Below are 25,552 nucleotides of genomic sequence, written 5' to 3'. Positions count from 1 at the left end.
CGCCCTGCAGCGGCCGGCCTGATGCCGGCTTGCAGCCTTTATTACGAATGAGTAACGTTACGAATTGGCCTGACGGCCTGGCCCGGATATCGGGCCCCGGACGCCCGATCTTTGGGGCCGGATGCGACGAGCGGCACAAGGCTGCTCGGGTCCCCCGACAGGGACTACAAGAAGCTTCAGGTACGCGTCACCACCTCGATGTGGCTGCCGCATGCGCCTGTCTACGCCCCGGAGGGGTTTGTTTGTTCAACAAGAAACTAGCCACAGTAATTACCGTTGGCGCGCTGTCCCTGACCGGATGCAGCCTTGCCCCCACAGGCGTCGGGGCCACAGGCTCTGACGCCTCAAGCGAGGGACTTTCCGCCCAGGCCGCGCCGGCCACCACGGGCAAGGCCACCGCCCCGGCACTCAAGGCTGCTCCGAAGCCAAGCACCAAGGCTCCGGCCGCCAAGGCTCCCGCTGTCAAGCCTGAACTGGCGCCTGCGAGCGCACCGAAGCCGGCAGTCGCCCCGGCCGCCGCACCCCAGCCGCCGGCCCCGAAGCCGGCCGCTAAGCCTGCACCGGCAAAGGCCCCCGTGGCCCCGCAGGGCAACGCTGTACCCGCCGCCAACGTGGCGGCAGCACCTGCTGCCGGCAACGGGAAGCAGGCCGCGACCACCCTCGGCTGGGGCCCTGTTGTGGCCGGTGACGAATTCTCCTACACCGGTGCGCCGGATTCCGCCAAGTGGGGCGTCTACGACAGCGCCGGCCACGCCGGCAACGGCATCCGCAGCCCGAAGGCATGGTCCGTGGCGAACGGTGTGGCCACAGTTACGGGCGACTCAGCCGGAACCACCGGCGGCATGTCCGCAAAGTTCGCGCGGCAGAAGTACGGACGCTGGGAAACCCGCATGAAGACGAACGCCCGGGACCCGCAGTACCACCCGGTCCTGATCCTCTGGCCCACCAAACCGTCCTCCACGTGTGACGAGATTGACTATGCCGAGGGCGCCGGCAACACTTCGAAGATCAAGTTCTTCCTGCACTACGAATGCGGCGGCTCGAACTTCCAGACGCAGTCGTCCTACGCCGTTGACACCACGCAGTGGCACAACTACGCGGTCGAGTGGACTCCCGCCGGCATCACCGGCTACGTCGACGGAGTGAAGACCTTCACTGACACGAACCCGGCACACCAGCCCTCCGGCGCCATGCAGCAGACACTGCAGCTTGACTGGTTCCCCAACGGCGGGGCCACTGCCCCCTCGCAGATGCAGGTCGACTGGGTCCGCGTCTACAAGTAGGCCAGCCCGGTACCAAGGCACAGTACGAAGGCAGCAGTACCAAAGCAGCACAAAGGATGCCGGCGCCCCTCAGGGGCGCCGGCATCCTTTCGTTAGGATGACCGTTAGTGCGTCACGGCCGGCTCAGCCTGCTCCTCTGTATCTGCAGCAAGGGAGACGCCCTTGGTTTCCTTGACCAGGGTGACTCCGATGAACGAAATCACGCAGAGCCCCATGATGTAGAGGCCAATGGAGCCTGACCAGCCCGTCTCCTTGAACAGTGCTTCGGCAAGGAGCGGGGCGAAGGCGCCGCCAAGAATCGAGCCGAGGGCGTAGCCGATTCCGATGCCGGAGTAGCGGACGCTGGCGGGAAACATCTCCGCGTACATGGCTGACATCGGACCGTAGGAGAGGCCCAGGCCGACGGTGAGGATGAAAATCGCCGTACCGTATGCCCAGATGTTGCGGGTGTCGATCAGCAGGAACATCGGGATCATCCACGCGAAGATAAGCACGTAGCCGATCTGGAAGGTCCGGACCCTGCCGATCCTGTCCGAGAGCGCGCCGCCGTACAGCGTGAACACGAGCCACCCGAACGAGGCGAGCAGCGTGGCCAGCAGCACAGGCGACGCCTCCATCTTCAGGGTCTTCTGTGCGTAGGAGGACAGGAAGGCGATCACGAGATATCCGGCAGCGTTGTTGCCGATGAAGATGACAGCGGCCAGGACCACCTGCACCTTATTCGTCCGAAGCAGCTGCGTGAGCGGCGTGGCCGACTCGCGCTTGCGCTCCACCATCTCCTTGAAGACCGGGCTTTCCGACACCGCGGACCGGATGAAGTAGCCGAGCACGATCAGGGCGACGGACAGCAGGAACGGTATCCGCCATCCCCATTCCAGGAACTGCTCCGGGGACATGGAGAGCCGGAGCAGAAAGAGCACGAGCGTCGCCAGGATCATGCCGACCGGGACACCGATCTGCGGGTAGGCGCCCCAGAAGCCACGCTTGTTCACGGGCGCGTGTTCCACTGCCATCAGGGCGGCGCCACCCCACTCCCCGCCGGCGGAGAATCCCTGCAGAATGCGCAGGACCATCAGCAGGACCGGAGCCCAGACGCCGATCTGGGCATAGGTGGGGAGCAATCCGATCAGGGCGGTGGACGCACCCATCATCACCAGGGTGAAGACGAGCATGGCCTTCCGGCCGACCCTGTCACCCAGGCGCCCCGCGATCACCGCGCCCAAAGGCCGAAAGAAGAAGCTGACACCGATGGTTGCCCAGGAGACGAGCTGGGCCAGGCCGGGACTGTCGGTGTCGAGGGGTTTGAAGTAGAGGTTGGCGAAGACGATTCCCGCTGCCTGCGCGAAGATGAAAAAGTCGTACCACTCAATGGTGGTGCCGACCATGGTGCCGGCGACGACACGGCGGTCGTCCTGGCTCATGCGCTGGCGGCGCGGGGGTGCACCCGCGGTTTGGGACGATGGCATAAAAACTCCTTTGTTTAGCGCTGCCGTTTAGGCGGACCGCAGCCGGTCCGGCAGGAGGGGCGCGAAGAATGCGGCGAGCTCGGCAGTCGCCGTCAGGGGCAGGATGTTCGCCACATACTGGTCCGGGCGCACCACCACGACGACGCCGCCGCGGTCGATGCCGCGCAGTTCGAAGATGTCGGACGCCGGGTCGGTGGCGAAAACCTTCTCCAGGTAGGTCAGCTGGAACGGGCCCACCTGCGGCTTGAAGGCCGCCGGAACGGCATTGATGTCGATGTTCGTGTGGTCCTGCTGGTAGATCACCTTCACGTCGAACCATGCGTCGATGTCAGCGCCCGACGGCGTGGCCGCCAGCGGTGACTCCGGTGAGTTCGCGATCCACTCGGCGAAGTGATCGGTTGGCGTTCCCGTACCCTGCTGTCCCGCGTTCTGCTGTCCCGAAACGGGCGCTGCGGCGTCGGCGAAGACGTAAATCCGCCACCGGCCGTCGGCCTTGGCCTGGTGGCCGAGGTGCAGCGGGTTGGTGTCGCAGACCCGCACAACGGGCGCGGACTTGAATCGCTTGCCGACCGGGAAACCGGTGGCCAGGTGCTGGTGCGTGGCCTCTGCAACGATCATCGACGGTGCGTATTCGGTCATGAAGCCCGCGGGGAACTCGGCGGTGCGCACGTAGAAGTCCTCCAGTTCGGAGGGGTTCTCAAACTCCTCCGGCTTCTTCGCCATGAGCGTCGACCACACCTTGTCGAAGTCGATGAGGTTCTTCGCCACGACCTGGCGCTCTGCCGAGTAGGTGGAGAGCAGGCTTTCCGGGCTGCGGCCCTCGAGCACGTGGCCCAGCTTCCAGCCGATGTTGAAGCCGTCCTGCATCGAGACGTTCATGCCCTGGCCTGCCTTGGCGCTGTGCGTGTGGCAGGCGTCGCCGGTGATGAAAACGCGCGGCGTGCGGTTGCCGAGCTCCTGCGAGAGGACGTCGTCGAACCTGTCGGTGAGGCGGTGGCCCACCTCGTACACGCTGTGCCAGGCGACGTCGCGCACGTCGAGTGTGTAGGGGTGGATGATGGCGTTGGCCTTGGCAATGATCTGCTCGATGGTGGTCTTGCGGACGGCCCCGTGGTCGTCTGCCGGGACCTCGCCAAGGTCGACGTACATCCTGAAGAGATGGCCGCCCTCACGCGGGATCAGCAGGATGCTGCCGCCGTCATGGGACTGGATGGCGCACTTGAGGCGGATGTCGGGGAAGTCCGTGGAGGCAAGCACATCCATGACACCCCACGCATGGTTGGCCTGGTCGCCGGCCATGGTGCAGCCGATCGATGCGCGCACCTTGCTGCGGGCGCCGTCGGCGCCGACGACGTACTTGGCCCGAACTGTCCGTTCCCGCCCCTCGTCGGGGCCGGCGGTGTGGGCCAGCGTCACGGTGACCGGGTACTCGCCTTCTCCGGTGACCTCCAGGCCGCGGAACTCCAGGCCGTAGTCGGGCGTCATGCGGGTGGGTGACATGGCCATGACCTCGGCGAAGTAATCCAGGACGCGGGCCTGGTTGACGATGAGGTGCGGGAATTCACTGATACCCGCCGGATCGTCCAGGGTGCGGGCGGTGCGGACGATGTTCGCCGGGTTCTCGGTGTCCGGCTTCCAGAACGCCATCTCGGTGATCCGGTACGCCTCGGCAATGATGCGCTCGGCGAAGCCGAAGGCCTGGAACGTCTCGACGCTGCGTGCCTGGATGCCGTCGGCCTGGCCGATGGCCAGCCGGCCAGGCCTGCGCTCCACGATGCGCGTGGTGATGCCCGGAAACTGGGATAACTGGGCGGCTGCAAGCATGCCAGCGGGGCCGGAGCCCACGATGAGCACGTCCACTTCGTCGGGAACCTGGGTGGGCCGGTCGATGCCGACGCCGGCGGCCGGCTGGACTCGCGGGTCACCGGATACGTAACCGTGGTGGTGGAACTGCACGGGCTTTCCTCACTTCGCTGTGTGGCTGTCTGTCGCCGTCAAGGCTGATCGATATTAGAACTCAAAGTTCTATATTTGAAACATGGGATCTGAGTCACCACTGTACGGCAGATGTGACCGGGCCGACAAGTGGCCGAATTTTGGGTCTGACAGGGTGTTGACGGATCCAGGAATCGAGGCCATAGTGTTTCGTATACGATTTCGTACTCGATGAGGAGTAACTCTTGGAACAGGTCAACGACCACCTCCTGGCCGCGGCCCGCAAGGTCATCGCGGTGCATATCAACTACCCCAGCCGGGCGGCCCAGCGCGGCCGCACGCCGGAGCAGCCCTCCTACTTCCTCAAGCCGCCGTCGTCCCTGGCCCTTGGCTCGGCAGCAGCCCCGTCAACCGTGGAGCGGCCGGCCGGTTGCGAGCTGCTTGGCTATGAAGGCGAGATCGCCCTGATCATCGGCAAGCCGGCGCGCCGCGTCGGCCTCGAGGACGCCTGGAGCCACGTCGAGTGGGTCACCGCCAGCAACGACCTGGGTGTCTACGACCTCCGCTACGCGGACAAGGGCTCCAATCTCCGGTCCAAGGGCGGCGACGGCTTCACCCCGGTCGGCCCGGGACTGATTCCCGCCGACACTGTGGATCCCGCCAAACTGCGCATCCGCACTTGGCACAACGGCGAACTTGTCCAGGACGACACCACCGGGGACCTCCTCTTCCCGTTCGCTCGGCTCGTGGCGGACCTGTCCCAGCTGCTGACCCTCGAAGAAGGGGACATCATCCTGACCGGCACACCGGCGGGCGCCTCCGTTGCCAACCCCGGCGACGTGGTCGAGGTTGAAGTCAGTGCCGCCGGTACAGAGGACGGCGGGCTGACCACCGGCCGCCTTGTCACCCGGGTGGAGGAAGGTTCGACGCCGTTCGCTGACTTTGGCGCCCAGCCCAAGACGGATGATCTGCAGCGGGAGGAAGCTTACGGCTCGCGGGAGGCGGCAGGTCTCTCGCCCGTCGGGCATGACCGGGCACCGGAGACGCCGGCCCTCTCCCCCGCGCTGAAGGCGAAGCTCGAAAGCGTCTGCACCGCAACCCTGTCCTCCCAGCTGCGCAAGCGCGGCCTGAACAACGTCAGCATCGACGGCCTGACCTCCACACGGCCGGACAGGCGGATTGTGGGACTGGCCCGGACCCTGCGCTATGTGCCCAACCGCGAGGACCTGTTCAAGGCCCACGGCGGCGGTTTCAATGCCCAGAAGAAGGCCATCGATTCCGTCAACGAGGGCGAGATCCTGGTGATGGAGGCCCGCGGCGAAAAGGGCACCGGCACGATCGGCGACATCCTGGCCCTGCGTGCCCAGGTCCGCGGCGCCGCGGCCATCATCACCGACGGCGGGGTCCGTGACTTCTCGGCTGTAGCCGCCATGGACATGCCCACCTACTATTCCAACCCGCATCCGGCCGTGCTCGGACGCCGGCACATCCCCTGGGACACGGACGTCACCATCGCGTGCGGCGGCACCACGGTGCAGCCGGGGGACATCATCGTGGCGGACTCGGATGGCATCCTGGTGATCCCGCCGGCCCTTGCCGAGGAACTTGCTGACGACTCCATCGCCCAGGAACGCGAGGAAGTCTTCATCGCAAAGATGGTGGAGCAGGGCCACAGCGTGGACGGACTCTACCCGCTGAACGCCGAATGGCGGGCCAAGTACGAGCAATGGGAAGCAATGGGAAGCAGGCAAGGCCAATGACTGAGACCGTCACCGCCGCCGGCAGGGCGACTGCCACTGCCGCCGGCAGCAAGTCCGAGCAGGCTTACAAAGCCGTGAAGGGCCGCATCGTCGACGGGACGTACTCCCCGGGCTATCGCCTGGTGCTGGCAAAGATCGCCGAAGACCTGGGCGTCAGCGTGGTCCCGGTCCGTGAGGCAATCCGCCGGCTCGAAGCAGAGGGGCTGGTGAAGTTCGAGCGGAACGTAGGCGCCACGGTGTCCGGGATCGATCCCACCGAATACCTCTACACAATGCAGACCCTGAGCATCGTCGAGGGCGCGGCCACCGCACTGTCAGCTCCACTGATCGGAGAAGCGGACATCGCCCGCGCCCGTGCTGTGAACGAGGACATGCGTGCCTGCCTGCAGCATTTTGATCCGGTCCGGTTCACGCAACTGAACCAGGACTTCCACTCCGTCCTGTTCGAGCACTGCCCCAACCCGCACATCCTGGATCTGGTCCATCGGGGCTGGAACCGGCTGGCATCCCTGCGGTCCTCCACGTTCCGCTTCGTCCCCGGCAGGGCGCACCAGTCCGTGGACGAACACGAAGCCCTCCTGAAACTCATTGAAAGCGGCGCCGATGCCGACACCATCGAAAAAGCAGCACGGCTCCACCGCAGCGCCACCCTGGACGCCTATTTGGCCTCCGCAAGCGACCACCAGACCCCACAGCATTAAGGAAGAAAACGATGACGTTCGCTGCTGAAGCAACCAAGACGCACTACATTCCCGAAAACCTGCCCACCCACATCCAGCACTACATCAACGGCAAGTTCGTTGATTCCGTGGGCGGGAAGACCTTCGACGTCCTGGACCCGGTGTCCAACACCAACTACGCCACCGCCGCGGCAGGCCAGAAGGAGGACATCGACCTCGCCGTCGCAGCCGCCCGCGAAGCGTTCACCAGCGGCCCGTGGCCGAAGATGAAGCCGCGGGAACGCGCCCGGGTGCTGAACAGGATTGCCGACGCCGTCGAAGCCCAGGAAGCACGCCTCGCCGAACTCGAGACCTTCGACACCGGCCTGCCCATCACCCAGGCGAAGGGCCAGGCACTGCGCGCGGCGGAGAACTTCCGCTTCTTCGCGGACCTCATTGTGGCGCAATTTGATGACGCCATGAAGGTCCCCGGTTCGCAGATCAACTACGTGAACCGGAAGCCGATCGGCGTCGCCGGCCTCATCACCCCGTGGAACACCCCGTTCATGCTGGAATCCTGGAAACTCGCCCCCGCCCTGGCCACCGGCAACACCGTGGTCCTCAAGCCCGCCGAATTCACCCCTCTCTCGGCTTCCCTCTGGGCCACCATCTTCAAGGACGCCGGCTTGCCTGACGGCGTGTTCAACCTGGTCAACGGCCTCGGCGAGGAAGCCGGTGACGCCCTGGTCAAGCACCCGGACGTCCCGCTGATCTCCTTCACCGGCGAGACCACCACCGGCCAGACGATTTTCCGCAACGCCGCGGCCAACCTCAAGGGCCTGTCCATGGAGCTCGGCGGCAAGTCCCCCTGCGTCGTGTTCGCCGACGCCGACCTTGACGCCGCCATCGACTCGGCCCTGTTCGGCGTCTTCTCCCTCAACGGCGAACGCTGCACCGCCGGCTCCCGCATCCTCGTCGAGCGTGCCATCTACGACGAGTTCTGCGAAAAGTACGCGGCCCGCGCGAAGAACATCGTCGTCGGCGATCCGCACGACCCCAAAACCCAGGTGGGCGCCCTGGTCCACCCCGAGCACTACGAAAAGGTGGCCTCCTACGTGGAGATCGGCAAGTCCGAAGGACGGCTCCTGGCCGGCGGCGGCCGCCCGGAGCACCTCCCGGAGGGCAACTACATTGCCCCCACTGTGTTCGCCGACGTCGCCCCCGACGCCAGGATCTTCCAGGAGGAGATCTTCGGCCCCGTCGTCGCCATCACCCCGTTCGAGAACGACGACGAGGCGCTGGCCCTGGCGAACAACACGAAGTACGGCCTGGCGGCCTACATCTGGACACAGAACCTGACCCGGGCCCACAACTTCTCCCAGAACGTTGAGGCCGGCATGGTGTGGCTGAACAGCCACAACGTCCGCGACCTGCGCACCCCGTTCGGCGGCGTCAAGGCCTCCGGCCTGGGCCACGAGGGCGGCTACCGCTCCATCGACTTCTACACCGACCAGCAGGCCGTGCACATCACGCTCGGTTCCGTCCACACGCCGAAATTCGGCGCGTAAATCCAGACCCCCTTTCAACGAAGAGAGAATCCCATGAACAACCAGGTTTCGCAGAACAACGTCATCCCCAAGCCCTCCGTCCCGGCCCCGGACATCGTCCGCTGCGCCTACCTCGAACTGGTGGTCACCGACCTGGCCAAGTCCCGCGCGTTCTACGTGGACCTGCTGGGCCTGCACGTCACCGAGGAGGACGAGAACACCATCTACCTGCGCTCCTTCGAGGAGTTCATCCACCACAACCTGGTGCTGCGCAAGGGCCCCGTGGCCGCTGCCGCGGCATTCGCCTACCGCGTGAAGTCCCCGGAGGAAGTGGACGCCGCCGAGGCGTACTACAAGGAACTGGGCTGCCGGACCGAGCGCCGCACGGAAGGCTTCACCAAGGGCGTGGGTGATTCCGTCCGCGTCGAAGACCCGCTGGGCTTCCCGTACGAGTTCTTCTACGAGGTGGAGCATGTGGAGCGCCTCACCCAGCGCTACGACCTCTACTCCGCCGGCGAACTGGTCCGCCTGGACCACTTCAACCAGGTCACCCCGGACGTCCCCCGCGGCCGCAAGTACCTGGAGGACCTCGGCTTCCGCGTCTCCGAGGACATCAAGGATTCCGACGGCGTCACCTACGCCGCGTGGATGCACCGCAAGCAGACCGTGCACGATACTGCGCTCACCGGCGGCAACGGCCCCCGCCTGCACCACATCGCGTTCGCCACGCACGAAAAGCACAACATCATCCAGATCTGCGACAAGATGGGCGCCCTGCGCATCTCCGACCGAATCGAACGCGGCCCCGGACGGCACGGCGTCTCCAACGCCTTCTACCTCTACATCCTGGACCCGGACGGCCACCGCGTGGAGATCTACACCCAGGACTACTACACCGGCGACCCGGACAACCCCACGGTCACGTGGGACGTGCACGACAACCAGCGCCGCGACTGGTGGGGCAACCCGGTCGTGCCGTCCTGGTACACCGAGGCCTCCCTGGTCCTGGACCTCGACGGCAATCCGCAGCCCGTCATCGAGCGCACCGACGCATCCGAAATGGCCGTGACCGTGGGCGCCGACGGCTTCTCCTACACCCGCAAGGACGAGACCTCCGCCGCAGTGGAGGGCTTCAAGCTCGGAGCCCAGGTCTAAACCATGCTCGACCCGAAGACAATCGAGGCGATCGCCGACGAACTCGTGGAGGCCGGCCGGTCCCGGACTCCGATACCCCGCCTGACTGCCCGTTATCCGGACATGACGGTGGAGGATTCCTACGCGGTCCAGCAGCTGTGGCGGCGCCGCAACGAGGACGCCGGCCGGACCCTGGTGGGCCGCAAGATCGGCCTCACGTCCAAAGCCATGCAGGCCGCCACCGGCATCACCGAACCGGATTACGGTGCCATCTTCGATGACATGGTGCTGGAAACCGGCTGCTCGGTGGAGTGGGACCGGTACACCCACCCGCGGGTGGAGGTGGAGCTGGCATTCGTCCTCAAGGACAGCCTCAAAGGACCGGGCTGCACCATCTTCGATGTCCTGAACGCCACCGACTACGTGGTTCCGGCACTCGAAATCCTCGATTCGAGGATCGAGATGGAGGGCCGGACCATCGTGGACACCATCTCCGACAATGCGGCCATGGGCGCCATGGTGGTGGGCGGCCGGCCGGTGAAGCCTGACGCCGTCGACCTCCGCTGGGTCTCGGCCATCCTCTACAAGAACCAGACCGTGGAGGAAACCGGAGTGGCCGCAGGCGTCCTGGACCACCCGGCCAACGGCGTGCACTGGCTGGCCAACAAGATCGCCGCCCACGGCGACAGCATGAAGGCCGGCGACATCATCCTTGCCGGCTCCTTCACCCGGCCGCTTTGGGTATACAAAGGCGACACCGTCCACGCAGACTACGGACCGCTCGGGAGTGTGACATGCCGCTTCGTCTAGAAGACACCTTCCGCGACGCCCTCGCCGCGGCCAACCGGCCGCTGGCCGGGATGTGGGTCTGCTCGGGCAGCCCGCTGGTGGCCGAGATCTGTGCCGGGTCCGGCCTGGACTGGCTCCTGGTCGACGCCGAACACAGCCCCAACGGCCTCGAATCCATCCTTGCCCAGCTCCAGGCGACCCACGGCTACCCGGTTCACACCCTGGTCCGGCCGCCCGTGAATGACGTGGTGGTGATCAAGCAGTATCTGGACCTGGGCGTGCAGAACCTGCTGGTCCCGATGGTCAATTCCGTGTCGGAAGCGGAGGCGGCCGTGGCCGCCACCCGCTACCCGCCCCAGGGTGTGCGCGGGGTGGGCTCCGCGCTGGCCCGCGCCGCACGCTGGAACCGGGTCCCGGATTACCTCGCCCGCGCCGCCGAGACCATCAGCGTCACCGTCCAGATCGAATCGACCGCAGCCGTGGATGCGGTGGAGGACATCCTGAAGGTCGACGGCGTGGACGCCATCTTCGTCGGCCCCTCCGACCTCGCCGCCTCCATGGGCCTGCTGGGACAGCAGGAACACCCCGAAGTGCGCGCCGCCGTCGAACACTGCCTCACCGCAGCGAAGACGGCGGGTAAGCCAGCGGGCGTCAACGCCTTTAACCGCGACACCGCCGGGCACTATTTGGATAACGGGGCGAACTTCATCCTCGTGGGGGCCGACGTCGCCCTCCTGGCGAGGGGCTCCGAAGCCCTCGCCGCCCAGTACATCCCCAAGGACAACGGCGACACCCCCGCCAGCTACTGACCTTTAACTTCTTAGGACTTTCCATGACAGTTACTTCTGCGCTGCCCCCTGCCGTCTCGCCGGAGCGTGAGGCGTCTCTCCTCGCCTCCGTTCCCACCGGCCTGCTGATCAATGGTGAGTGGCGGGACGCGTCCGACGGCGGCACGTTCGACGTCCACGACCCCGCCACCGGGGAGGTACTCGCCACCCTCGCCTCGGCCACCAGTGACGACGCTATCGCCGCGCTCGACGCGGCAGACGCAGCCCAGGCGTCCTGGGCGCGCACCGCACCCCGGGTGCGGGCAGAGATCCTGCGCCGGGCCTTCGACCTGGTCACCGAACGCGCCGAGGACTTCGCGCTGCTGATGACCCTGGAAATGGGCAAACCGCTGGCCGAAGCCCGCGGCGAGGTCACCTACGGCGCCGAGTTCCTGCGCTGGTTCTCCGAAGAAACCGTCCGCGACTACGGCCGCTACCTCACCACTCCCGAGGGCAAAAACAAGATCCTCGTCCAGCACAAACCCGTCGGACCCTGCCTGCTCATCACGCCCTGGAACTTCCCCCTGGCCATGGCCACCCGCAAGGTCGCACCCGCCGTCGCCGCCGGCTGCACCATGGTCCTCAAACCCGCCAAACTCACGCCGCTGACTGCCCAGTACTTCGCGCAGACCATGCTGGAAGCCGGACTCCCGGCCGGCGTCCTCAACGTCGTCGCCTCCTCGAGCGCCTCCGGCATCTCCGGTCCGCTCCTGAAGGACTCCCGGCTGCGGAAGGTCTCCTTCACCGGTTCCACCCCAGTGGGCAAGCGACTCATGGCCGACGCGGCCGAGAACGTCCTGCGCACCTCGATGGAACTCGGCGGCAACGCCCCATTCATCGTCTTCGAGGACGCCGACCTGGATGCCGCCGTCGAAGGGGCCATGGCCGCCAAAATGCGGAACATGGGCGAAGCCTGCACCGCCGCCAACCGCTTCCTCGTCCAGGAAACCGTCGCCGCAGAATTCACGCAGAAGTTCGCCGCCGCCATGGGCGCCCTGACCACCGGCCGCGGCACCGACCCCACCACCCAGGTCGGCCCGCTCATCGAGGCCGGAGCCCGCGACAACGTCCACGCCCTGGTGCGCGCCGCCGTCGACGCAGGGGCGACCGCCGTCACGGGAGGTGCCCCCGTGGACGGACCCGGCTACTTCTACCAGCCGACCGTGCTGGGCGACGTCCCGAACGACGCCGAGATCCTGCGCCAGGAAATCTTCGGCCCCGTCGCCCCGGTCACCACCTTCACCACCGAGGAGGACGCCATCCGGCTCGCCAACGCCACCGAATACGGTCTCGCCTCCTACCTCTACAGCCGCGACTTCAACCGGCTCCTGCGCGTGGCCGAACAGATCGAATTCGGCATGGTCGGGTTCAACGCCGGCGTCATCTCCAACGCCGCAGCCCCCTTCGGCGGCGTCAAACAATCCGGACTCGGCCGCGAAGGCGGCTCCGAAGGCATCGCCGAATACACCACCACCCAATACCTCGGCATCGCCGACCCTTGGGCCGGCAGGGCCTAACCGGGGGCTGACTGTGGCCTTTTCGGGGGCAGCACGTGCCCGCGGAGCGGCTCCGGCCGGAGCGGTTGCCTCCGCAGCTGGGGCAGAATGGACTGCATGACCCTTACGACGTTCGCCCTTGTCCGCCACGGCCAGACAGACTGGAATGCACAGCGCCGGCTGCAGGGATGCACCGACATTCCACTCAACGACGTCGGCCGCGGCCAGGCACGCGACGCCGTCGCCGCCCTGTCCGGCTACGAGTGGGACGCGATCGTGTCCTCGCCGCTGAGCCGTGCCGCGGAAACCGCCGACCTGATTGCCGCCGGGCTGGGACTCACCGTGGCCCGGCGAATGCCGGAGCTCGTGGAGCGCAGCTTCGGGCCCGCGGAGGGCATGCAGGACGGCCCTGAGCTGGACGCCCTGCGCATCCCCGGCGGTTTCCGAGGGGCGGAGACCGCTGACGAGGCGGCCTGCCGCGGGTTGGCCGCGCTGGAGGCACTCGCCGAGGAGTTCCGCGGACGCCGAGTCCTGGTCGTCGCCCACGGCACGCTCCTGCGCGTGGCCCTCAACCGCGCCACCGGCCGCACGTTGGGAAGCATCCACAACGCGGTGCTCAACCTGGCCCACCACCACGCCATTGACGGCTGGGAGCTCGAATACTTCAACGGCGAGCCGGTGCTCGCTGCCGTCCAGGGCTGACCTGAACTGTCCCGGGACAGTCAGCGGTTCCCCCGGTCCCACAGTGCCGCCCCGCTGGAAAATCCCTGAAGCTCGGGCAATAGACTGAAGCCATGGCCCAGACAGGACTCTCCGCAAGCAGACGGTTCCTGCGCGGAAGGATCCGCACAGGCATAGTGCGGAGCCGCAATTCATTGCTCCCGGCCATCCAGATGACGGTCTGCGCGGTGGGCGCCTACGCGTTCGCGGAATACGTCCTGGGGCACTCCGGTCCCCTGTTCGCCGCGACCTCATCCCTGATTGCGCTGGGGTTTTCGCGTGATCCGCGTCTGCGGCGGGTGATCGAAGTGGGGCTCGGCTGCACCATCGGCATTGCCGTGGGTGACCTGCTGCTCCACTGGCTGGGCGCCGGAATTTGGCAGGCCGCCGTCGTGCTTCTGTTTTCCATCCTGCTGGCCCGCTTCCTGGACAGCGGCACCATTTTCACCACCCAGTTGGGGCTGCAGTCACTCCTCGTGGTGCTGCTGCCGGCACCGCCCGGCGGGCCGTTCACCCGCAGCATCGATGCGGTGGTCGGCGGGATCTTCGCGCTGCTGGTCACCGTCCTGATGCCCAAGGATCCGCGGCGTGAACCTCGAAAGGACGTCCGGAAGCTGCTGCACGAGCTGGCCGAAGTGCTCCGTGAATGTTCCTCGGCACTGATTGAAAGCGATTCCACCCAGGCGTGGCATGCGTTGGTGCGGGGCCGGAACTGCCAGCCGCTCGTGGATGGGATGCGGCAGTCCCTCCGGGCATCGGGCGAGGTGGCGACCCTGGCGCCGGCCTACCGCAGGCACCGGGACGAACTGGACCGGCTGGAGCAATCACTGGACTTTATCGACCTCGCGCTGCGCAACAGCCGCGTCTTCGCACGCCGGCTGACCAGCGCCATCAATCACGCCGCCCTGTCCGACGAAGCCATCGAAAACATTGCCGAGGTCCTGCAGGAAACGGCTGCCGCCATCGATGAGCTCTCGCTCGGGCTGGCGGAAGTGAACGACGGCGTCCGCCGCACCCACCTGCGGACGGCGCGGGCGGACCTGAGCGCCATCGCCGGCCGGCTGCATCCGCGGAAGCTGCAGGTGGAGCGCCTTGAGGGCGAGACCGTTGTCATGCTTTTCCGCCCGCTGATGGTGGACCTGCTCGAAGCCACCGGCATCGATTCCCGCGAGGCCCGCGACATCCTTCCGCCGCTATAGCGGAACCGGAGAGTAGCCCCGAACTGGAATGTCATATCCGCCGGATAGTGTGGAGCAATGGCTACAAAGACTTCCCGGGCCACAAAGGCGCCGGGCTATAAGTGCGCGGAATGCGGCTGGACCACGGTCAAATGGGTGGGGCGCTGCGGTGAGTGCCAGGCCTGGGGCACCGTTGAGGAAACCGGCGCCGCTGTAGCGCGCACGACGGCGGCCACCTCAGTTCTGGAACCCGCCCGCCCCATCGCCGAGGTGGACGCCACCACGGCGGCTTTCCTTCCCACGGGTGTGGACGAACTGGACCGCGTTCTGGGCGGCGGGGTGGTGCCCGGCGCCGTCATCCTGCTGGCCGGGGAACCCGGCGTCGGCAAATCCACCCTGTTGCTGGACGTCGCCGCCAAATTCGCCCGCACAGGCCAAAGCGTCCTGTACGTCACCGGCGAGGAATCCGCGGCCCAGGTAAAGCTGCGCGCCGAGCGGATCGACGCCATCGCGGACACCCTCTACCTCTCCGCAGAGACCGACCTCGGCCAGGCGCTGGGCCAGGTGGAGAAGGTGGAACCGAAGCTGCTTGTTGTCGACTCCGTGCAGACGCTGAGCAGCGCCGACGTGGAGGGAAGTTCCGGCGGCGTCTCCCAAGTGCGCGAAGTGGCGGCCTCGATCATTGCTGCCGCCAAACGCCGCAACATGACCACCCTGCTGGTGGGTCACGTGACAAAGGACGGCTCCATTGCCGGCCCGCGCCTGCTGGAGCACCTCGTGGACGTCGTGTGCCAGTTCGAAGGTGAGCGCCATTCACGGCTCCGGCTGCTCCGGGCGGTCAAGAACCGCTACGGGCCCACGGACGATGTGGGCTGTTTCGACCTCAACGAGGACGGCATCCTGGGCCTGGCCGATCCGAGCGGGCTCTTCGTCACGCGCACCAAGGATCCCGTGTCGGGCACCTGCATCACTGTCACCATGGAAGGGCGGCGGCCGCTGCTCGCCGAGGTGCAGTCGCTGCTGGCGGAAAGCCCGAATTCGCAGCCCCGGCGGGCAACAAGCGGCCTGGACAGCTCCCGCGTGGCCATGCTGCTGGCAGTGCTGCAGCAGCGCGCAGGCTGCCTGCTGCACAAAGACGATTCCTACGTGGCCACCGTGGGCGGCGTGAAGCTCAGCGAGCCCGCCACGGATCTTGCTGTTGCCCTCGCGGTAGCGTCGGCCAAGGCTAAGAAGCCGCTGCCGCAGAGGCTGATCGCTTTCGGCGAAGTGGGGCTGGCCGGCGAGGTGCGGCCGGTGCCGGGCATCAACCAGCGCATCCAGGAGGCACACCGGCTGGGCTTCACGCACGCAGTGGTCCCGGCCAGCCACAACGGCCCTGGGCCCATTCCCACGGGTTTCTCGGTGCGGGAGGTCGGCCACCTTGCCGAGGCGCTGAGCCTCTTGATCAGTTAAGGCCTGCTGATCAGGGCGCCAGCTTCCCTGGGGAGAGCTCTTAGGAGCGGGTAACCACCAGCGCCACGCTGTGCCCGCCGAAACCGAACGCGTTGACGAGTCCCGCCGTCGCGGTGCTGCCGTGCACGGTTTCGGTGAGGACGTTGAGGTCTACCTCGGGGTCCAGGCTGCCGATATTGTACGTTCCGGGCAGGTCGCCCGTCCTGAGGGCCTGAAGCGCGGCGATCGCGCCAAGCGCGCCAGCGCCGCCGAGCAGGTGTCCGGTGAGTGACTTGGTGGAGGTCACGGGCACTCCGACTCCGGTCACGGCTTTGATGGCCTGCGCCTCGAGTCTGTCGCCCACCGGCGTGGAGGTGGCGTGGGCATGAACGAAGTCGATGTCTGCGCCGCTGAGGCCGGCGGAGGCGAGCGCCTTCTCCATGACGCGGCGCTGCATATCCGGGTCTGCCGCCACGATGTCGCTGGCATCCGAGGTCACAGCAGCCCCCGCCACCGCACCGAGGGTCCCGGCCCCGCGGGCCCTCGCATGCTCCTCGCTCTCGAGCACCAGGATTGCGGCCCCCTCCGCGAGAACGAAACCGTCGCGCTCCCGGTCGAAGGGACGGGACGCTCCCTGCGGATCGTCGTTGCGCGTGGAAAGGGCACGGATCTGCGCGAAGCCGCTGATGATGAGGTCGTTGATGCACGCGTCCACCCCGCCTGCAATAACGACGTCGGCCGCTCCGGACCGGATCATCTCGGCCCCCTGCGCAATCGCTTCGGCGCCGGACGCGCAGGCGCTGACCGGCGTGCGTGCTCCGCCGCGGGCGCCAAGGTCGATGGAGACCCACGCGGACGGGCCGTTGACCATGAGGCGCGTCAGAGTATGCGGCGAGACCTTCCGCGGGCCATTGCTGTCCAGCTCCCGGGTCTGGGCGAGGGTGGTGTCCAGTCCCCCGTAGCCGGAGCCGATGACCACGGCGAGCCGTTCGGGGTCGACGTCGGGCGTTCCGGCCTGCGCCCACGCCTCCCGGGCGGCGACGAGCGCGAGCTGCCCGCAGCGGTCCATCCGCTTGAGCTCGCGGGTGCTCAGCAGCGCACCCAGGTCAGCCGTGACCCGGCCTGCGATGCGTACCGGAAGCCGCTGCGCCCAGTCCTCCTCGAGCGCCGCGATGCCGGACGTCCCGGCCAGCATCGCCGTCCAGGTTTCGTCCACCGTGGACCCGAGCGGGTTGAGCGTGCCCATGCCGGTAACCACGGCCTTGGGAGAAACGGCCCTGGGAGAAACTGCAGACATGACACACACCTTGCTTCCTGGAACTGGAACTGAGTCCCGTGGGTATTCAGAGCGGAACCGCTTGCGGATTGCCGCCGCTATTTGGCGGGGTTGTGCGTTCCGATCGGCACAAGCGTGAGGTCAGGATGGTTCTTCTCAATGCGGCGCAGCGCCCACACGTCGTTGAACAGGGCGAGATACTCGCCGTCGGACCGCAGCAGCACCTCGGCGCCGATCACATTGGCCAGAGCCGGCATGGCATCCGCCGTCGAAATCCGTGCCATGGAGTACGGCAGGCGCTCGAGGCGCATCGGTGCGCTAAAGTCGTGCGCCATGCGGTCCTCCACCACCTCAAACTGCATGGGGCCGACGGCGGCAAGCACCGGCGCCTGGTCGCCGCGGACGTCGGAGCGCAGCACCTGGATGACGCCCTCGTGCTCGAGCTGCTCGATGCCGCGGCGGAACTGCTTGAAGCGGCTGGGGTCCTTCGAGCGGGCCACCTGGAAATGCTCGGGCGCGAACAGGGGAATGGCCGGGAACTCCACCGGCTCCTCGAGGAAGAGGCTGTCGCCCACGCGCAGCGAGGAGGCGTTCACCAGGCCCACCACGTCGCCCGGGAAGGCCTCATCAATGACCTCGCGTTCGCGGCCGAACACCTGCTGGGCGTACTTCGTGGCAAAGGACTTGCCGGTGCGGGTCTGGGTGACCACCATGCCGCGCTCGAACACACCAGAACAGACCCGGATGAAGGCCACGTGGTCCCGGTGCGCCTTGTTCATGCCTGCCTGGACCTTGAACACGAAACCGGAAAACGGCGACTCGACCGGGCGCGGACTGCCCTCTATATCGGGCCGGGGTGCGGCTGGCGGAGCGAAGTCTACGAGGGCGTCAAGGAGTTCCTTCACGCCGAAGTTCAGCGCGGCGGAGCTGAAAAGGATGGGCGTGGCCTTGCCTGCGTGGAAGCTGTCCACATTGAATTCAAGGTTGGATTCGATGACGAGTCCGGCTTCGTCGACGGCGTCTGTCCAGTTGCTGCCCTGGCTCTCCGCCGCTTCCTCCGGAGTGAAGTACTCGGTCAGCGCGATGTTGGCACCGGCGTTGTTGCGCTGGAATCGTGCGAACCGGTCATTCCGCAAGTCCCACACCCCGCGGAAGTCGCCGGAGATTCCCACGGCCCAGGTCAGCGGCATGGGCTGCAGGCCGGTGCGTTCGGTGATTTCATCCATCAGCGCCAGTGCGTCCAGGCCCGGACGGTCCCACTTGTTGATGACCGTGATGATGGGCAGGTTCCGCTGCTTGCAGACCTCGAAGAGCTTCATGGTCTGGGTTTCCAGGCCCTTGGCGGCGTCCACGAGCATGACGGCGCAGTCGACGGCGGCCAGCACACGGTAGGTGTCCTCCGAGAAGTCGGCGTGGCCGGGGGTGTCCAGCAGGTTAATCACGGTGTCCCGGTAGGAGAACTGGAGCGCGGCGGAACTGATGGAGATGCCGCGGTCCTTCTCCATCTGCATCCAGTCCGAGACCGTCTCCTTGCGGTTGGACTTGCCGCTGGACGCGCCGGCGGTGCCAATCACCTTGGCATGCAGGGCCAGGGCCTCGGTCAGGGTGGACTTGCCGGCGTCAGGGTGGGAGATGACAGCGAACGTCCGGCGCCGGGACGCCTGCTTGTGAATCTCGTGGACCCGGGCGGGGCTGAGGACTTCTTGGGACACGGGGCTACTTTCGCTGGGATCCGCGGAGGACCCTGGGTGTGGAAATGGAAAACTTTTGAACCGGATTCCTGGGAACAGAGCTCTGGAGTCTGGAAGGCGGGCGGCAGCTGGGCGCGCAAGCCAAGGGTTCAAGTTTATCGCAGGGGCGGAAGCCGGAAGGAAGGCGGGCCGAAAATGGGGACTTGCCGGCCGCCGTCGGACGCGTTCCCGAAGCCCTTCCCGCAGGTCTCAAACAGGCCACTTTGAGGCTTGCCCCTGCGGTTCTTGGGGTAATGTACGTCTAGGATGGTGCCTGCGGGAAACCGAGTACTTTTGATCCTGCCGGCGGACTCCTGAAAACCGGCATACCTGCAGGCCCCGCCTGCTCCTTTGAAGGGAATGTCTAATGCCTCGCAGCCCTGAAGAATCGCTGAAAGCGACTTTGGGGAGGGTGGCCCCGGGAACCGCCCTGCGGGACGGGCTGGAACGCATTCTCCGTGGCCGCACTGGCGCACTGATCGTCCTGGGTTCGGATCGGACCATCGACTCGATCTGTTCGGGCGGCTTCGACATCGGCATCGACTTCTCCCCCACGAGGCTGCGCGAGCTGGCCAAAATGGACGGTGCCATCATCTGCGACAAGGACGCCGGCAACATCCTCCGCGCCGCCGTCCAGCTGGTGCCGGACCCGAGCATCGAAACCCAGGAATCCGGCACCCGGCACCGGACCGCGGAGCGCGTGGCCATCCAGACCGGCGTCCCGGTGATCTCCGTGAGCCAGTCCATGCAGATCATCGCGCTCTACGTGAATGGGCTGCGGCACGTGCTCGAGGGCTCGGAGAAGGTGCTGGCCCGCGCCAACCAGGCCCTCGCAACGCTGGAACGCTACCGTTCCCGGCTGGACCAGGTCACCAGCTCGCTGTCGGCGCTGGAAATCGAGGCCATGGTCACCGTCCGGGATGTGGCCGTCACCCTGCAGCGGCAGGAGATGGTGCGCCGTATTTCCGAAGAAATCTCCCAATACGTGCTGGAACTGGGCGAGGACGGCCGGCTTCTGTCCCTGCAGCTGGACGAGCTCACGGTAGGCCGGGGCCCCGGCAGCGACATCATCATCCGCGACTATGCCGGGCCCAATGCCTCTCCCGAGGACATCGACGGCGCCGTCAACGCGCTCCTCAGCCTCGGCCCCACCGAACTGATCGACCTCAGCAAGATCGCCGGAATCATCGGCTTCGCAGGCGGCGTGGAAACCCTGGACGCCGTGGTGCAGCCGCGTGGCTACCGCCTTCTGTCCGGGCTCAAGGCTGTGCCCAAGGCCGTGGCGGACCGGCTCGTGGACCACTTCGGAGGGCTGCAGCATCTGATGGCCGCCACCATCGACGACCTCATGACCGTTGACGGCATCGGCGACCAGCGGGCCCGCACAGTCCGCGAAGGCCTCAGCCGGATGGCCGAGGCCAGCCTGCTGGACCGCTTCCTCTAGCCCAGCTGGAAGACGGCCGGCGGGCTCACTCTGGGGCCGAGTTTGGCGATGAACACGTAGTAACCCGCGCCTACCCCGTCTGGGATCTCCTCGCAGCCCTGCACGGATCGGTTGCGGGGCCAGGGAAAGTTGGCCGTTTCGCTCTCGCCGGGGGCGATCGTCCTGACGAGGTCGTCGCTCTCGGCCTGGCAGTCCTTGGACGAGAAAACCCGGTCCGAACCGCTCGTGACCAGGAACTCCATCTGCGAGGTTCCGATGTTCACCTTGCACGGGAGCTTCCCGCCGTTGGCCACTTTGAGCGTGAGCACCGGCTTCTCATCCGGACCGTAGGCGGCCTTGTTCGTGCCCGCCGTGACGGTCACGAGTTTCTGGTCGCACGTGGGCGAGGCCGACGCCGTTGCGGAGGGAGTGGCCGAGGGCGAAGGCTGGCCGCTGGGGCCGGGCGAGCCGGCCGTTCCGGTGGAGGAAGCCTGCTCGCTCGAGGGGTTCAGCGCGCCAGACACCGTGGCAATGCCGCCGGCCGTCAGGCCCACAACCAGCAGCAGCGCTCCCCCGGCAAACTGCCGACGGCGGCGGTAGACGGCGGCGCTCGGCCTGCGGGCGGCAGCAGCCTGATGGCCTGAGCTGGGATGGCCCGAGCCCTTGGATGCGTTCCTGCCGGCCGGCTTCTTACCTGGCTGTGTGCTACCAGACTGTGTCTTACCTGGTGGTGTTTTACCAGCTTGCGTCTTACCTGAAGGCGGTTTTCCTGACGGTGTTTTCACTGCTTCGTTCCCCATTGTGTTTGCGTTGTTTCCTAGGCTATGGAATGGCTTGTGTTCCCCTGCACCACCACGCCGACCATGGATTAACCATGTCCAATTCGTTGCCCAATTTTCAGTGACAACTATCAGCTTGGCTTACTAAAATTGAATCCCGGTTACCACTTATCGGGGTCGAGTAGGAGAGGACCACAGATGGTAGATCATGTGTCTGGCGGCCACCTTGAACGCGTCGTACTGCCCCTGACGTTTGGACAGCATCAGAGCCAGGGAGCGGCATTCACGGTGCTGGCAGTGGAAATCTGGAACACAGGCCTCGTGGTGAACCTGCATTTGGCGTCAACCAACGGAACCGAGCCGAAAACACCGGACATCGTCGTCCATGACCATTTCGGCACCGAGTACAAGCTGGACGAAGTTGCCACGGTAGGGTCCCGGCAGCTGCAGTTCTTCGCACCGTCGATCCCCGAAGGAACGCGGAGCCTGACCATCCGGTCCGTGGATCCGGAAGGGGCCAGCTTCGTGGTTGCCCTCGCCGTACCGGCTCCGAACGGCCGCGGCGGCGAAACTGTCCACGGGCACGTGAAACGCCTCCGCCCGCGGGTGGAAACCGGCCCGGACATTCAACAAGAAGCCAGCTGACCGCGGCGGCCGGATTTACCCGGCCGGGATTTCAACTAAAGTGTTGGCATCAAAACCACAACCGATGACTCCGCCGTGCCCGCCGTCGCCAGCCCGGAGCTGAGCGAGATCCACGAGTCCGTGCTGGGCTGGTTCGCGGCCGAAGCCCGTGACCTGCCGTGGCGCCTTCCGGACTGCTCACCCTGGGGCGTCCTCGTCAGCGAAATCATGCTCCAACAGACACCGGTGGTGCGGGTTCTGCCCGTCTGGGAAGAATGGCTCCGCCGCTGGCCTGAGCCTGCGGATCTTGCCCGAGAACCGGCCGGGGAAGCCGTGCGTTCCTGGGGCCGCCTCGGTTATCCCCGCCGCGCACTTCGGCTCCACGCCGCAGCCGCAGTCATCGGGCAGGACCACGGCGGGAAAGTACCGGCCGATTACGCCGACCTGCTCGCCCTTCCTGGTGTGGGCAGCTACACGGCTGCCGCCGTCGCTGCCTTTGCCTTTGGCCGGCGCGAGACGGTGGTGGACACCAACATCAGGCGCGTGCACGCCCGCCTCTTTTCAGGAACGGCACTCCCGTCGCCGGCCCTGACGGCCGCCGAGATGCGTCTTGCGGCAAAGCTGTTGCCGGACGACGCCGGAACTTCCGTCCGTTGGAACGCTTCGGTCATGGAGCTGGGCGCCTTGGTCTGCACGGCGCGGGCGCCACACTGTTCTGCCTGCCCGGTGCGTGAAAAGTGTGCGTGGCGGGCTGCCGGCGGGCCGCCGCCGTCGTACACGCCGAAGGGGCAGGCCTGGCACGGCACGGACCGGCAGGTCCGCGGAGCCGTGATGGCCGTCCTGCGGCTGGCAGACACCCCTGTGCCCGCCGAGATGCTGCAGCGGGCACCCGCCGACCTCGGCTTCGAGCCGGCGGGAATGGGGATCCCGCTCGCCTCCCTGCACAGGCTGAACCCGGCGCCGGAACAGCTCGAACGGGCACTGGCCGGGCTGCTGGAGGACGGCCTGGCAGAGCTGCATCAGGGCGGGTATCGGCTGCCCGGATAGAGGGCCTTTCCCGGCAGCCGAATTGCCGGGAAACGGTCACATTTCGGGAGTCACTGACTGCTGGCCATAACGATGTCTGCACCACTTTCGGCCGGGGAGGACCGCCTGCACGGCCCCGGAACTACCCTGAATTATGGGCAAGCCAGGGGTACTTTTAGCCACAATTGCGACGACGGTACTTCTCTCCGGATGCCACGTGTTCGAGGTGGCGTGCCCGGCGATTGCCCAGGCGTCAGGGGTTTCGGTGACGGTGGCGGCCAGCTACGCCCCGGCAGTGAAGGCCCTCCACCTCAAGGCATGCCAGGACGGAGTATGCAGGGAAGCTGACCTGGAGCTGGTGCCGGGCAACATTTCCGTGGACCAGGGCTGTGAGCCCTACGTCCCGAAGCCCGGCTTTCCGAAGTCCGACGTTCCAGGACAAGTCGACCCGGGGCAAGGCGTTCCAGAGCCGGCCGTCCCCGGGCAAGGCGTTCCAGAGCCCGGCATCCCAAAGCAAAGTGTTCCTGCGCCCGGCATCCCGGGATCCGGCGGCCACGGACCCGACCGCGTGTGCTCAGCCACGGCATCGCCGGACGGGACCAAGCGGGCAATGCTCATGCTGGATACCCTGACGGAGTCACCGATGGACGTCACGGCCTCGGGAACCTCCATCGATGGAAGTCCGCTGCCCGTGCGCTCGCTGCGCTTCACTCCGAGGGGCGACTACCCGTTCGGCGAGCCCTGCGGGCGGTTTATCTCCGCTTCCGTGGTGCTGGATGAGGCCGGGCTCCGCCAAGACCGTTAGCCGTACTGTCCCGGCACGTTGATGCGGCGGTCTGGCTGTACTTGCCCGGGTCTCCTGCATAGCAGCGCATGGTGGATCCGATCCGCGTTGGTCGTATCGGCTGTGGGTGGCGGCGTTTTTGTCAGACCCTGCCCTCATGCTGGGGGTATGGATGGCAGGGCGATTGTGGAGGCGTTGGAGGCCATGGAAGTCTCCGTCTCTGACGTGGCTGTTTGTGTCCGGCGCGGGACGGGCGGCCCGGCCGCGATCGGTGCTGATCCTCTTCGTGACCACGCGGATGCCTGCCTGGACGGACTGACTGCGCTGTCCAGGTTGGAAGCCCGCCTGGCCGCCCTGAAAGTGCACCTCGCGGCCGGATATGCCACCACTGCCACGGCGGTGGCACCCCCGGCCGGGAACCCGGGCGATGAGGTTGCGCAGCAGATGTCTGTGGTTGCCGAGGTTGCATGCGCCCTGACCGTCAGTGAAGGTGCGGCGGCACGGTTCCTGGCCGAAGCTGCCACGCTCAGCACTGACCTGCCGTTGACGCTGGCCGCGCTGGAGGCGGGAACGGTGTCCTGGCAGCACGCCCGGGTGCTGTGTGATGAGACCTCAGGGCTGGACCCGGCGGCAGCCGCGGCGTTGGAGGCGCACTTCTTGGACCCGGACGCTCCCGGCGCTGCCCGGGGCTGCCCGGCCGGGGACCTGGTGCCGGCAAGGTTCCGAGCCAAGACACGTGCCTGGCGCGAGCGGCACCACCCGGTAAGCATCGAGGCACGCCACCGCCGGAGCGCCCGGGACCGCCGGCTGGAGTACCTCCCGGACCGGGACGGCATGGCCTGGCTCTCCGCCTACCTGCCCGCGGACCAGGCCACCGGCATCTGGAACCGCACCACGGCCGCGGCCCGCGCCCTGCAGGGCCCCGAGGAAACCCGGACCCTGACGCAGCTGCGCGCCGACGTCACCGCTGCCTGGCTGCTCAGCACAGCTCACCTCACCACAACTCACGGGACCGGCGCGGTACCCGCAGGATCAGCACCGGCCCGTGCTGTACCAGCCGGTGCTGTACCGTCCCCCGCAGCCCAAGTCCTCGTCACCGTCCCGGTGTTCTCGTTGCTCGGCCAGACTGAGGAGCCGGCGGTGCTGGACGGGTACGGGCCCATCCCCGCCAGCATGGCCCGCCGACTCGTCAGCGAGGGCGCTACGTCGTTTCTGCGGGTGCTGACCGATCCGCGTGACGGGGCGCCGCTGCAGATCGGACGCACCAGCTACCGGATCCCCAAAGCCATGCGCCAATGGCTGCGGCTCCGGGACGGACGCTGCCCCTTCCCCGGCTGCAACAACCACTCCCTGGACAATGACGCGGACCACCTGCTGGCCTGGTCCGACGGAGGCGGCACCGGCATCACCAACCTTGCCCAGCCCTGCCCCAAACACCACCGCCTCAAACACACCACACCCTGGCGACCCGCCCACGCCACCCGCGACACACCACCTGGCTGGATCTCACCCACCGGACGCCACTACCCCAGCGAACAACAAACCTGGGAACCACCACACTGGCCAAACCCACAGTCCGGCCAATACCTCCAGGGGCCGCACGACTGGCCAGAACCACCACACTGGGCACCATCCGCCGCCGCGTAGGAAGGCGCGCCAATAATCAGACGCGCCCCAGCTGGCTG

At 66.8% G+C, this 25,552-nt stretch carries 21 protein-coding genes; 16 read left to right on the top strand and 5 right to left on the bottom strand.

What is annotated here, in order from left to right; all coding sequences use genetic code 11:
- Positions 1 to 242 precede the first annotated feature (242 nt).
- Positions 243 to 1,283 (top strand): glycoside hydrolase family 16 protein, encoded by a 1,041-nt coding sequence (locus ACIP90_RS04725; RefSeq protein ID WP_400577387.1) that lies wholly within the window; start codon positions 243 to 245, stop codon positions 1,281 to 1,283.
- A 104-nt stretch (positions 1,284 to 1,387) separates the two neighbouring features.
- Here the strand turns inward: ACIP90_RS04725 and ACIP90_RS04720 are convergent, their stop codons facing one another.
- Both ACIP90_RS04720 and ACIP90_RS04715 read right to left on the bottom strand, forming a co-directional pair.
- Positions 1,388 to 2,749: an MFS transporter gene (locus ACIP90_RS04720; protein WP_400577385.1), complete on the bottom strand. Its 1,362-nt coding sequence runs from the start codon at positions 2,747 to 2,749 to the stop codon at positions 1,388 to 1,390.
- A 27-nt stretch (positions 2,750 to 2,776) separates the two neighbouring features.
- The gene (locus tag ACIP90_RS04715) at positions 2,777 to 4,705 is read right to left on the bottom strand and encodes an FAD-binding monooxygenase (protein WP_400577383.1); all 1,929 of its coding nucleotides are present in this window, start codon (positions 4,703 to 4,705) and stop codon (positions 2,777 to 2,779) included.
- A 224-nt stretch (positions 4,706 to 4,929) separates the two neighbouring features.
- Here ACIP90_RS04715 and ACIP90_RS04710 point away from each other — a divergent pair, with 224 nt between their 5' ends.
- From ACIP90_RS04710 to radA, 10 genes are all read left to right on the top strand, one after another.
- On the top strand, positions 4,930 to 6,444 hold the full coding sequence (locus ACIP90_RS04710) for a fumarylacetoacetate hydrolase family protein (protein WP_400577382.1): 1,515 nt from the start codon (positions 4,930 to 4,932) through the stop codon (positions 6,442 to 6,444).
- Positions 6,441 to 7,145, top strand: a complete 705-nt coding sequence (locus tag ACIP90_RS04705; RefSeq protein WP_400577381.1) for a GntR family transcriptional regulator — start codon at positions 6,441 to 6,443, stop codon at positions 7,143 to 7,145. The genes ACIP90_RS04710 and ACIP90_RS04705 overlap by 4 nt, the downstream gene beginning before the upstream one ends.
- 11 nt (positions 7,146 to 7,156) lie before the next feature.
- On the top strand, positions 7,157 to 8,671 hold the full coding sequence (gene hpaE / locus ACIP90_RS04700; RefSeq protein ID WP_400577380.1) for a 5-carboxymethyl-2-hydroxymuconate semialdehyde dehydrogenase: 1,515 nt from the start codon (positions 7,157 to 7,159) through the stop codon (positions 8,669 to 8,671).
- A 33-nt stretch (positions 8,672 to 8,704) separates the two neighbouring features.
- Positions 8,705 to 9,805, top strand: a complete 1,101-nt coding sequence (hpaD, locus tag ACIP90_RS04695; protein WP_400577378.1) for a 3,4-dihydroxyphenylacetate 2,3-dioxygenase — start codon at positions 8,705 to 8,707, stop codon at positions 9,803 to 9,805.
- Between the two features lie 3 nt (positions 9,806 to 9,808).
- Positions 9,809 to 10,594 (top strand): 2-oxo-hept-4-ene-1,7-dioate hydratase, encoded by a 786-nt coding sequence (hpaH, locus tag ACIP90_RS04690; protein ID WP_400577377.1) that lies wholly within the window; start codon positions 9,809 to 9,811, stop codon positions 10,592 to 10,594.
- Positions 10,579 to 11,382 carry an HpcH/HpaI aldolase/citrate lyase family protein gene (locus ACIP90_RS04685; RefSeq protein WP_400577376.1) on the top strand — a complete coding sequence of 268 codons (804 nt, stop codon included), beginning with the start codon at positions 10,579 to 10,581 and terminating at the stop codon, positions 11,380 to 11,382. Before hpaH ends, ACIP90_RS04685 begins: the two co-directional genes overlap by 16 nt.
- Before the next feature lie 23 nt (positions 11,383 to 11,405).
- Positions 11,406 to 12,917 (top strand): NAD-dependent succinate-semialdehyde dehydrogenase, encoded by a 1,512-nt coding sequence (locus ACIP90_RS04680; protein ID WP_400577375.1) that lies wholly within the window; start codon positions 11,406 to 11,408, stop codon positions 12,915 to 12,917.
- Positions 12,918 to 13,013: 96 nt separating this feature from the next.
- On the top strand, positions 13,014 to 13,598 hold the full coding sequence (locus tag ACIP90_RS04675) for a histidine phosphatase family protein (protein WP_400577373.1): 585 nt from the start codon (positions 13,014 to 13,016) through the stop codon (positions 13,596 to 13,598).
- 92 nt (positions 13,599 to 13,690) lie between these two features.
- On the top strand, positions 13,691 to 14,815 hold the full coding sequence (locus tag ACIP90_RS04670; protein WP_400577371.1) for an FUSC family protein: 1,125 nt from the start codon (positions 13,691 to 13,693) through the stop codon (positions 14,813 to 14,815).
- 57 nt (positions 14,816 to 14,872) lie between these two features.
- Positions 14,873 to 16,246 (top strand): DNA repair protein RadA, encoded by a 1,374-nt coding sequence (gene radA / locus ACIP90_RS04665; protein ID WP_400577370.1) that lies wholly within the window; start codon positions 14,873 to 14,875, stop codon positions 16,244 to 16,246.
- A gap of 40 nt (positions 16,247 to 16,286) precedes the next feature.
- Here radA and ACIP90_RS04660 read toward each other — a convergent pair whose 3' ends face one another.
- A complete protein-coding gene (locus ACIP90_RS04660) occupies positions 16,287 to 17,522 on the bottom strand; it encodes a beta-ketoacyl-[acyl-carrier-protein] synthase family protein (protein ID WP_400577369.1) in 1,236 nt (411 codons plus the stop codon).
- Positions 17,523 to 17,599: 77 nt separating this feature from the next.
- On the bottom strand, positions 17,600 to 19,213 hold the full coding sequence (locus ACIP90_RS04655; RefSeq protein WP_400577368.1) for a peptide chain release factor 3: 1,614 nt from the start codon (positions 19,211 to 19,213) through the stop codon (positions 17,600 to 17,602).
- Positions 19,214 to 19,598: 385 nt separating this feature from the next.
- On the opposite strand from ACIP90_RS04655, the gene disA reads away from it, so the two are divergent.
- Positions 19,599 to 20,675, top strand: coding sequence for a DNA integrity scanning diadenylate cyclase DisA (gene disA / locus ACIP90_RS04650; RefSeq protein ID WP_400577367.1), 1,077 nt, complete (start codon positions 19,599 to 19,601; stop codon positions 20,673 to 20,675).
- Here disA and ACIP90_RS04645 read toward each other — a convergent pair.
- Positions 20,672 to 21,178: a hypothetical protein gene (locus tag ACIP90_RS04645; protein ID WP_400577366.1), complete on the bottom strand. Its 507-nt coding sequence runs from the start codon at positions 21,176 to 21,178 to the stop codon at positions 20,672 to 20,674. The two genes, disA and ACIP90_RS04645, sit on opposite strands and share 4 nt — an antisense overlap.
- Positions 21,179 to 21,631: 453 nt before the next feature.
- Between ACIP90_RS04645 and ACIP90_RS04640 the strand changes: the two genes are divergently transcribed.
- From ACIP90_RS04640 to ACIP90_RS04625, 4 genes are all read left to right on the top strand, one after another.
- The gene (locus ACIP90_RS04640; RefSeq protein ID WP_400577365.1) at positions 21,632 to 22,078 is read left to right on the top strand and encodes a hypothetical protein; all 447 of its coding nucleotides are present in this window, start codon (positions 21,632 to 21,634) and stop codon (positions 22,076 to 22,078) included.
- 75 nt (positions 22,079 to 22,153) lie between these two features.
- Positions 22,154 to 23,104, top strand: coding sequence for an A/G-specific adenine glycosylase (locus tag ACIP90_RS04635; protein WP_400577364.1), 951 nt, complete (start codon positions 22,154 to 22,156; stop codon positions 23,102 to 23,104).
- Positions 23,105 to 23,237: 133 nt separating this feature from the next.
- Positions 23,238 to 23,888, top strand: coding sequence for a hypothetical protein (locus ACIP90_RS04630; protein WP_400577363.1), 651 nt, complete (start codon positions 23,238 to 23,240; stop codon positions 23,886 to 23,888).
- A gap of 147 nt (positions 23,889 to 24,035) precedes the next feature.
- Positions 24,036 to 25,514, top strand: a complete 1,479-nt coding sequence (locus ACIP90_RS04625; RefSeq protein WP_400577362.1) for a DUF222 domain-containing protein — start codon at positions 24,036 to 24,038, stop codon at positions 25,512 to 25,514.
- The last annotated feature ends 38 nt before the right edge of the window (positions 25,515 to 25,552 follow it).

This window comes from Arthrobacter sp. NPDC093139 (assembly GCF_044754165.1).
Lineage (GTDB): Bacteria > Actinomycetota > Actinomycetes > Actinomycetales > Micrococcaceae > Arthrobacter.
This window is presented reverse-complemented; position numbering and strand designations above follow the sequence as displayed.

Bases quoted from the DNA above. Each gene is read 5' to 3' on its own strand.
- ACIP90_RS04685 (WP_400577376.1), top strand. From the start codon at position 10,579: ATGCCGCTTCGTCTAGAAGACACCTTCCGCGACGCCCTCGCCGCGGCC.
- ACIP90_RS04680 (WP_400577375.1), top strand. From the start codon at position 11,406: ATGACAGTTACTTCTGCGCTGCCCCCTGCCGTCTCGCCGGAGCGTGAG.
- disA (WP_400577367.1), top strand. From the start codon at position 19,599: ATGCCTCGCAGCCCTGAAGAATCGCTGAAAGCGACTTTGGGGAGGGTG.
- ACIP90_RS04640 (WP_400577365.1), top strand. From the start codon at position 21,632: ATGGTAGATCATGTGTCTGGCGGCCACCTTGAACGCGTCGTACTGCCC.
- radA (WP_400577370.1), top strand. From the start codon at position 14,873: ATGGCTACAAAGACTTCCCGGGCCACAAAGGCGCCGGGCTATAAGTGC.
- hpaD (WP_400577378.1), top strand. From the start codon at position 8,705: ATGAACAACCAGGTTTCGCAGAACAACGTCATCCCCAAGCCCTCCGTC.
- ACIP90_RS04720 (WP_400577385.1), bottom strand. From the start codon at position 2,749: ATGCCATCGTCCCAAACCGCGGGTGCACCCCCGCGCCGCCAGCGCATG.
- ACIP90_RS04660 (WP_400577369.1), bottom strand. From the start codon at position 17,522: ATGTCTGCAGTTTCTCCCAGGGCCGTTTCTCCCAAGGCCGTGGTTACC.
- ACIP90_RS04705 (WP_400577381.1), top strand. From the start codon at position 6,441: ATGACTGAGACCGTCACCGCCGCCGGCAGGGCGACTGCCACTGCCGCC.
- ACIP90_RS04625 (WP_400577362.1), top strand. From the start codon at position 24,036: ATGGATGGCAGGGCGATTGTGGAGGCGTTGGAGGCCATGGAAGTCTCC.
- hpaH (WP_400577377.1), top strand. From the start codon at position 9,809: ATGCTCGACCCGAAGACAATCGAGGCGATCGCCGACGAACTCGTGGAG.
- ACIP90_RS04670 (WP_400577371.1), top strand. From the start codon at position 13,691: ATGGCCCAGACAGGACTCTCCGCAAGCAGACGGTTCCTGCGCGGAAGG.
- ACIP90_RS04630 (WP_400577363.1), top strand. From the start codon at position 23,238: ATGGGCAAGCCAGGGGTACTTTTAGCCACAATTGCGACGACGGTACTT.
- hpaE (WP_400577380.1), top strand. From the start codon at position 7,157: ATGACGTTCGCTGCTGAAGCAACCAAGACGCACTACATTCCCGAAAAC.
- ACIP90_RS04675 (WP_400577373.1), top strand. From the start codon at position 13,014: ATGACCCTTACGACGTTCGCCCTTGTCCGCCACGGCCAGACAGACTGG.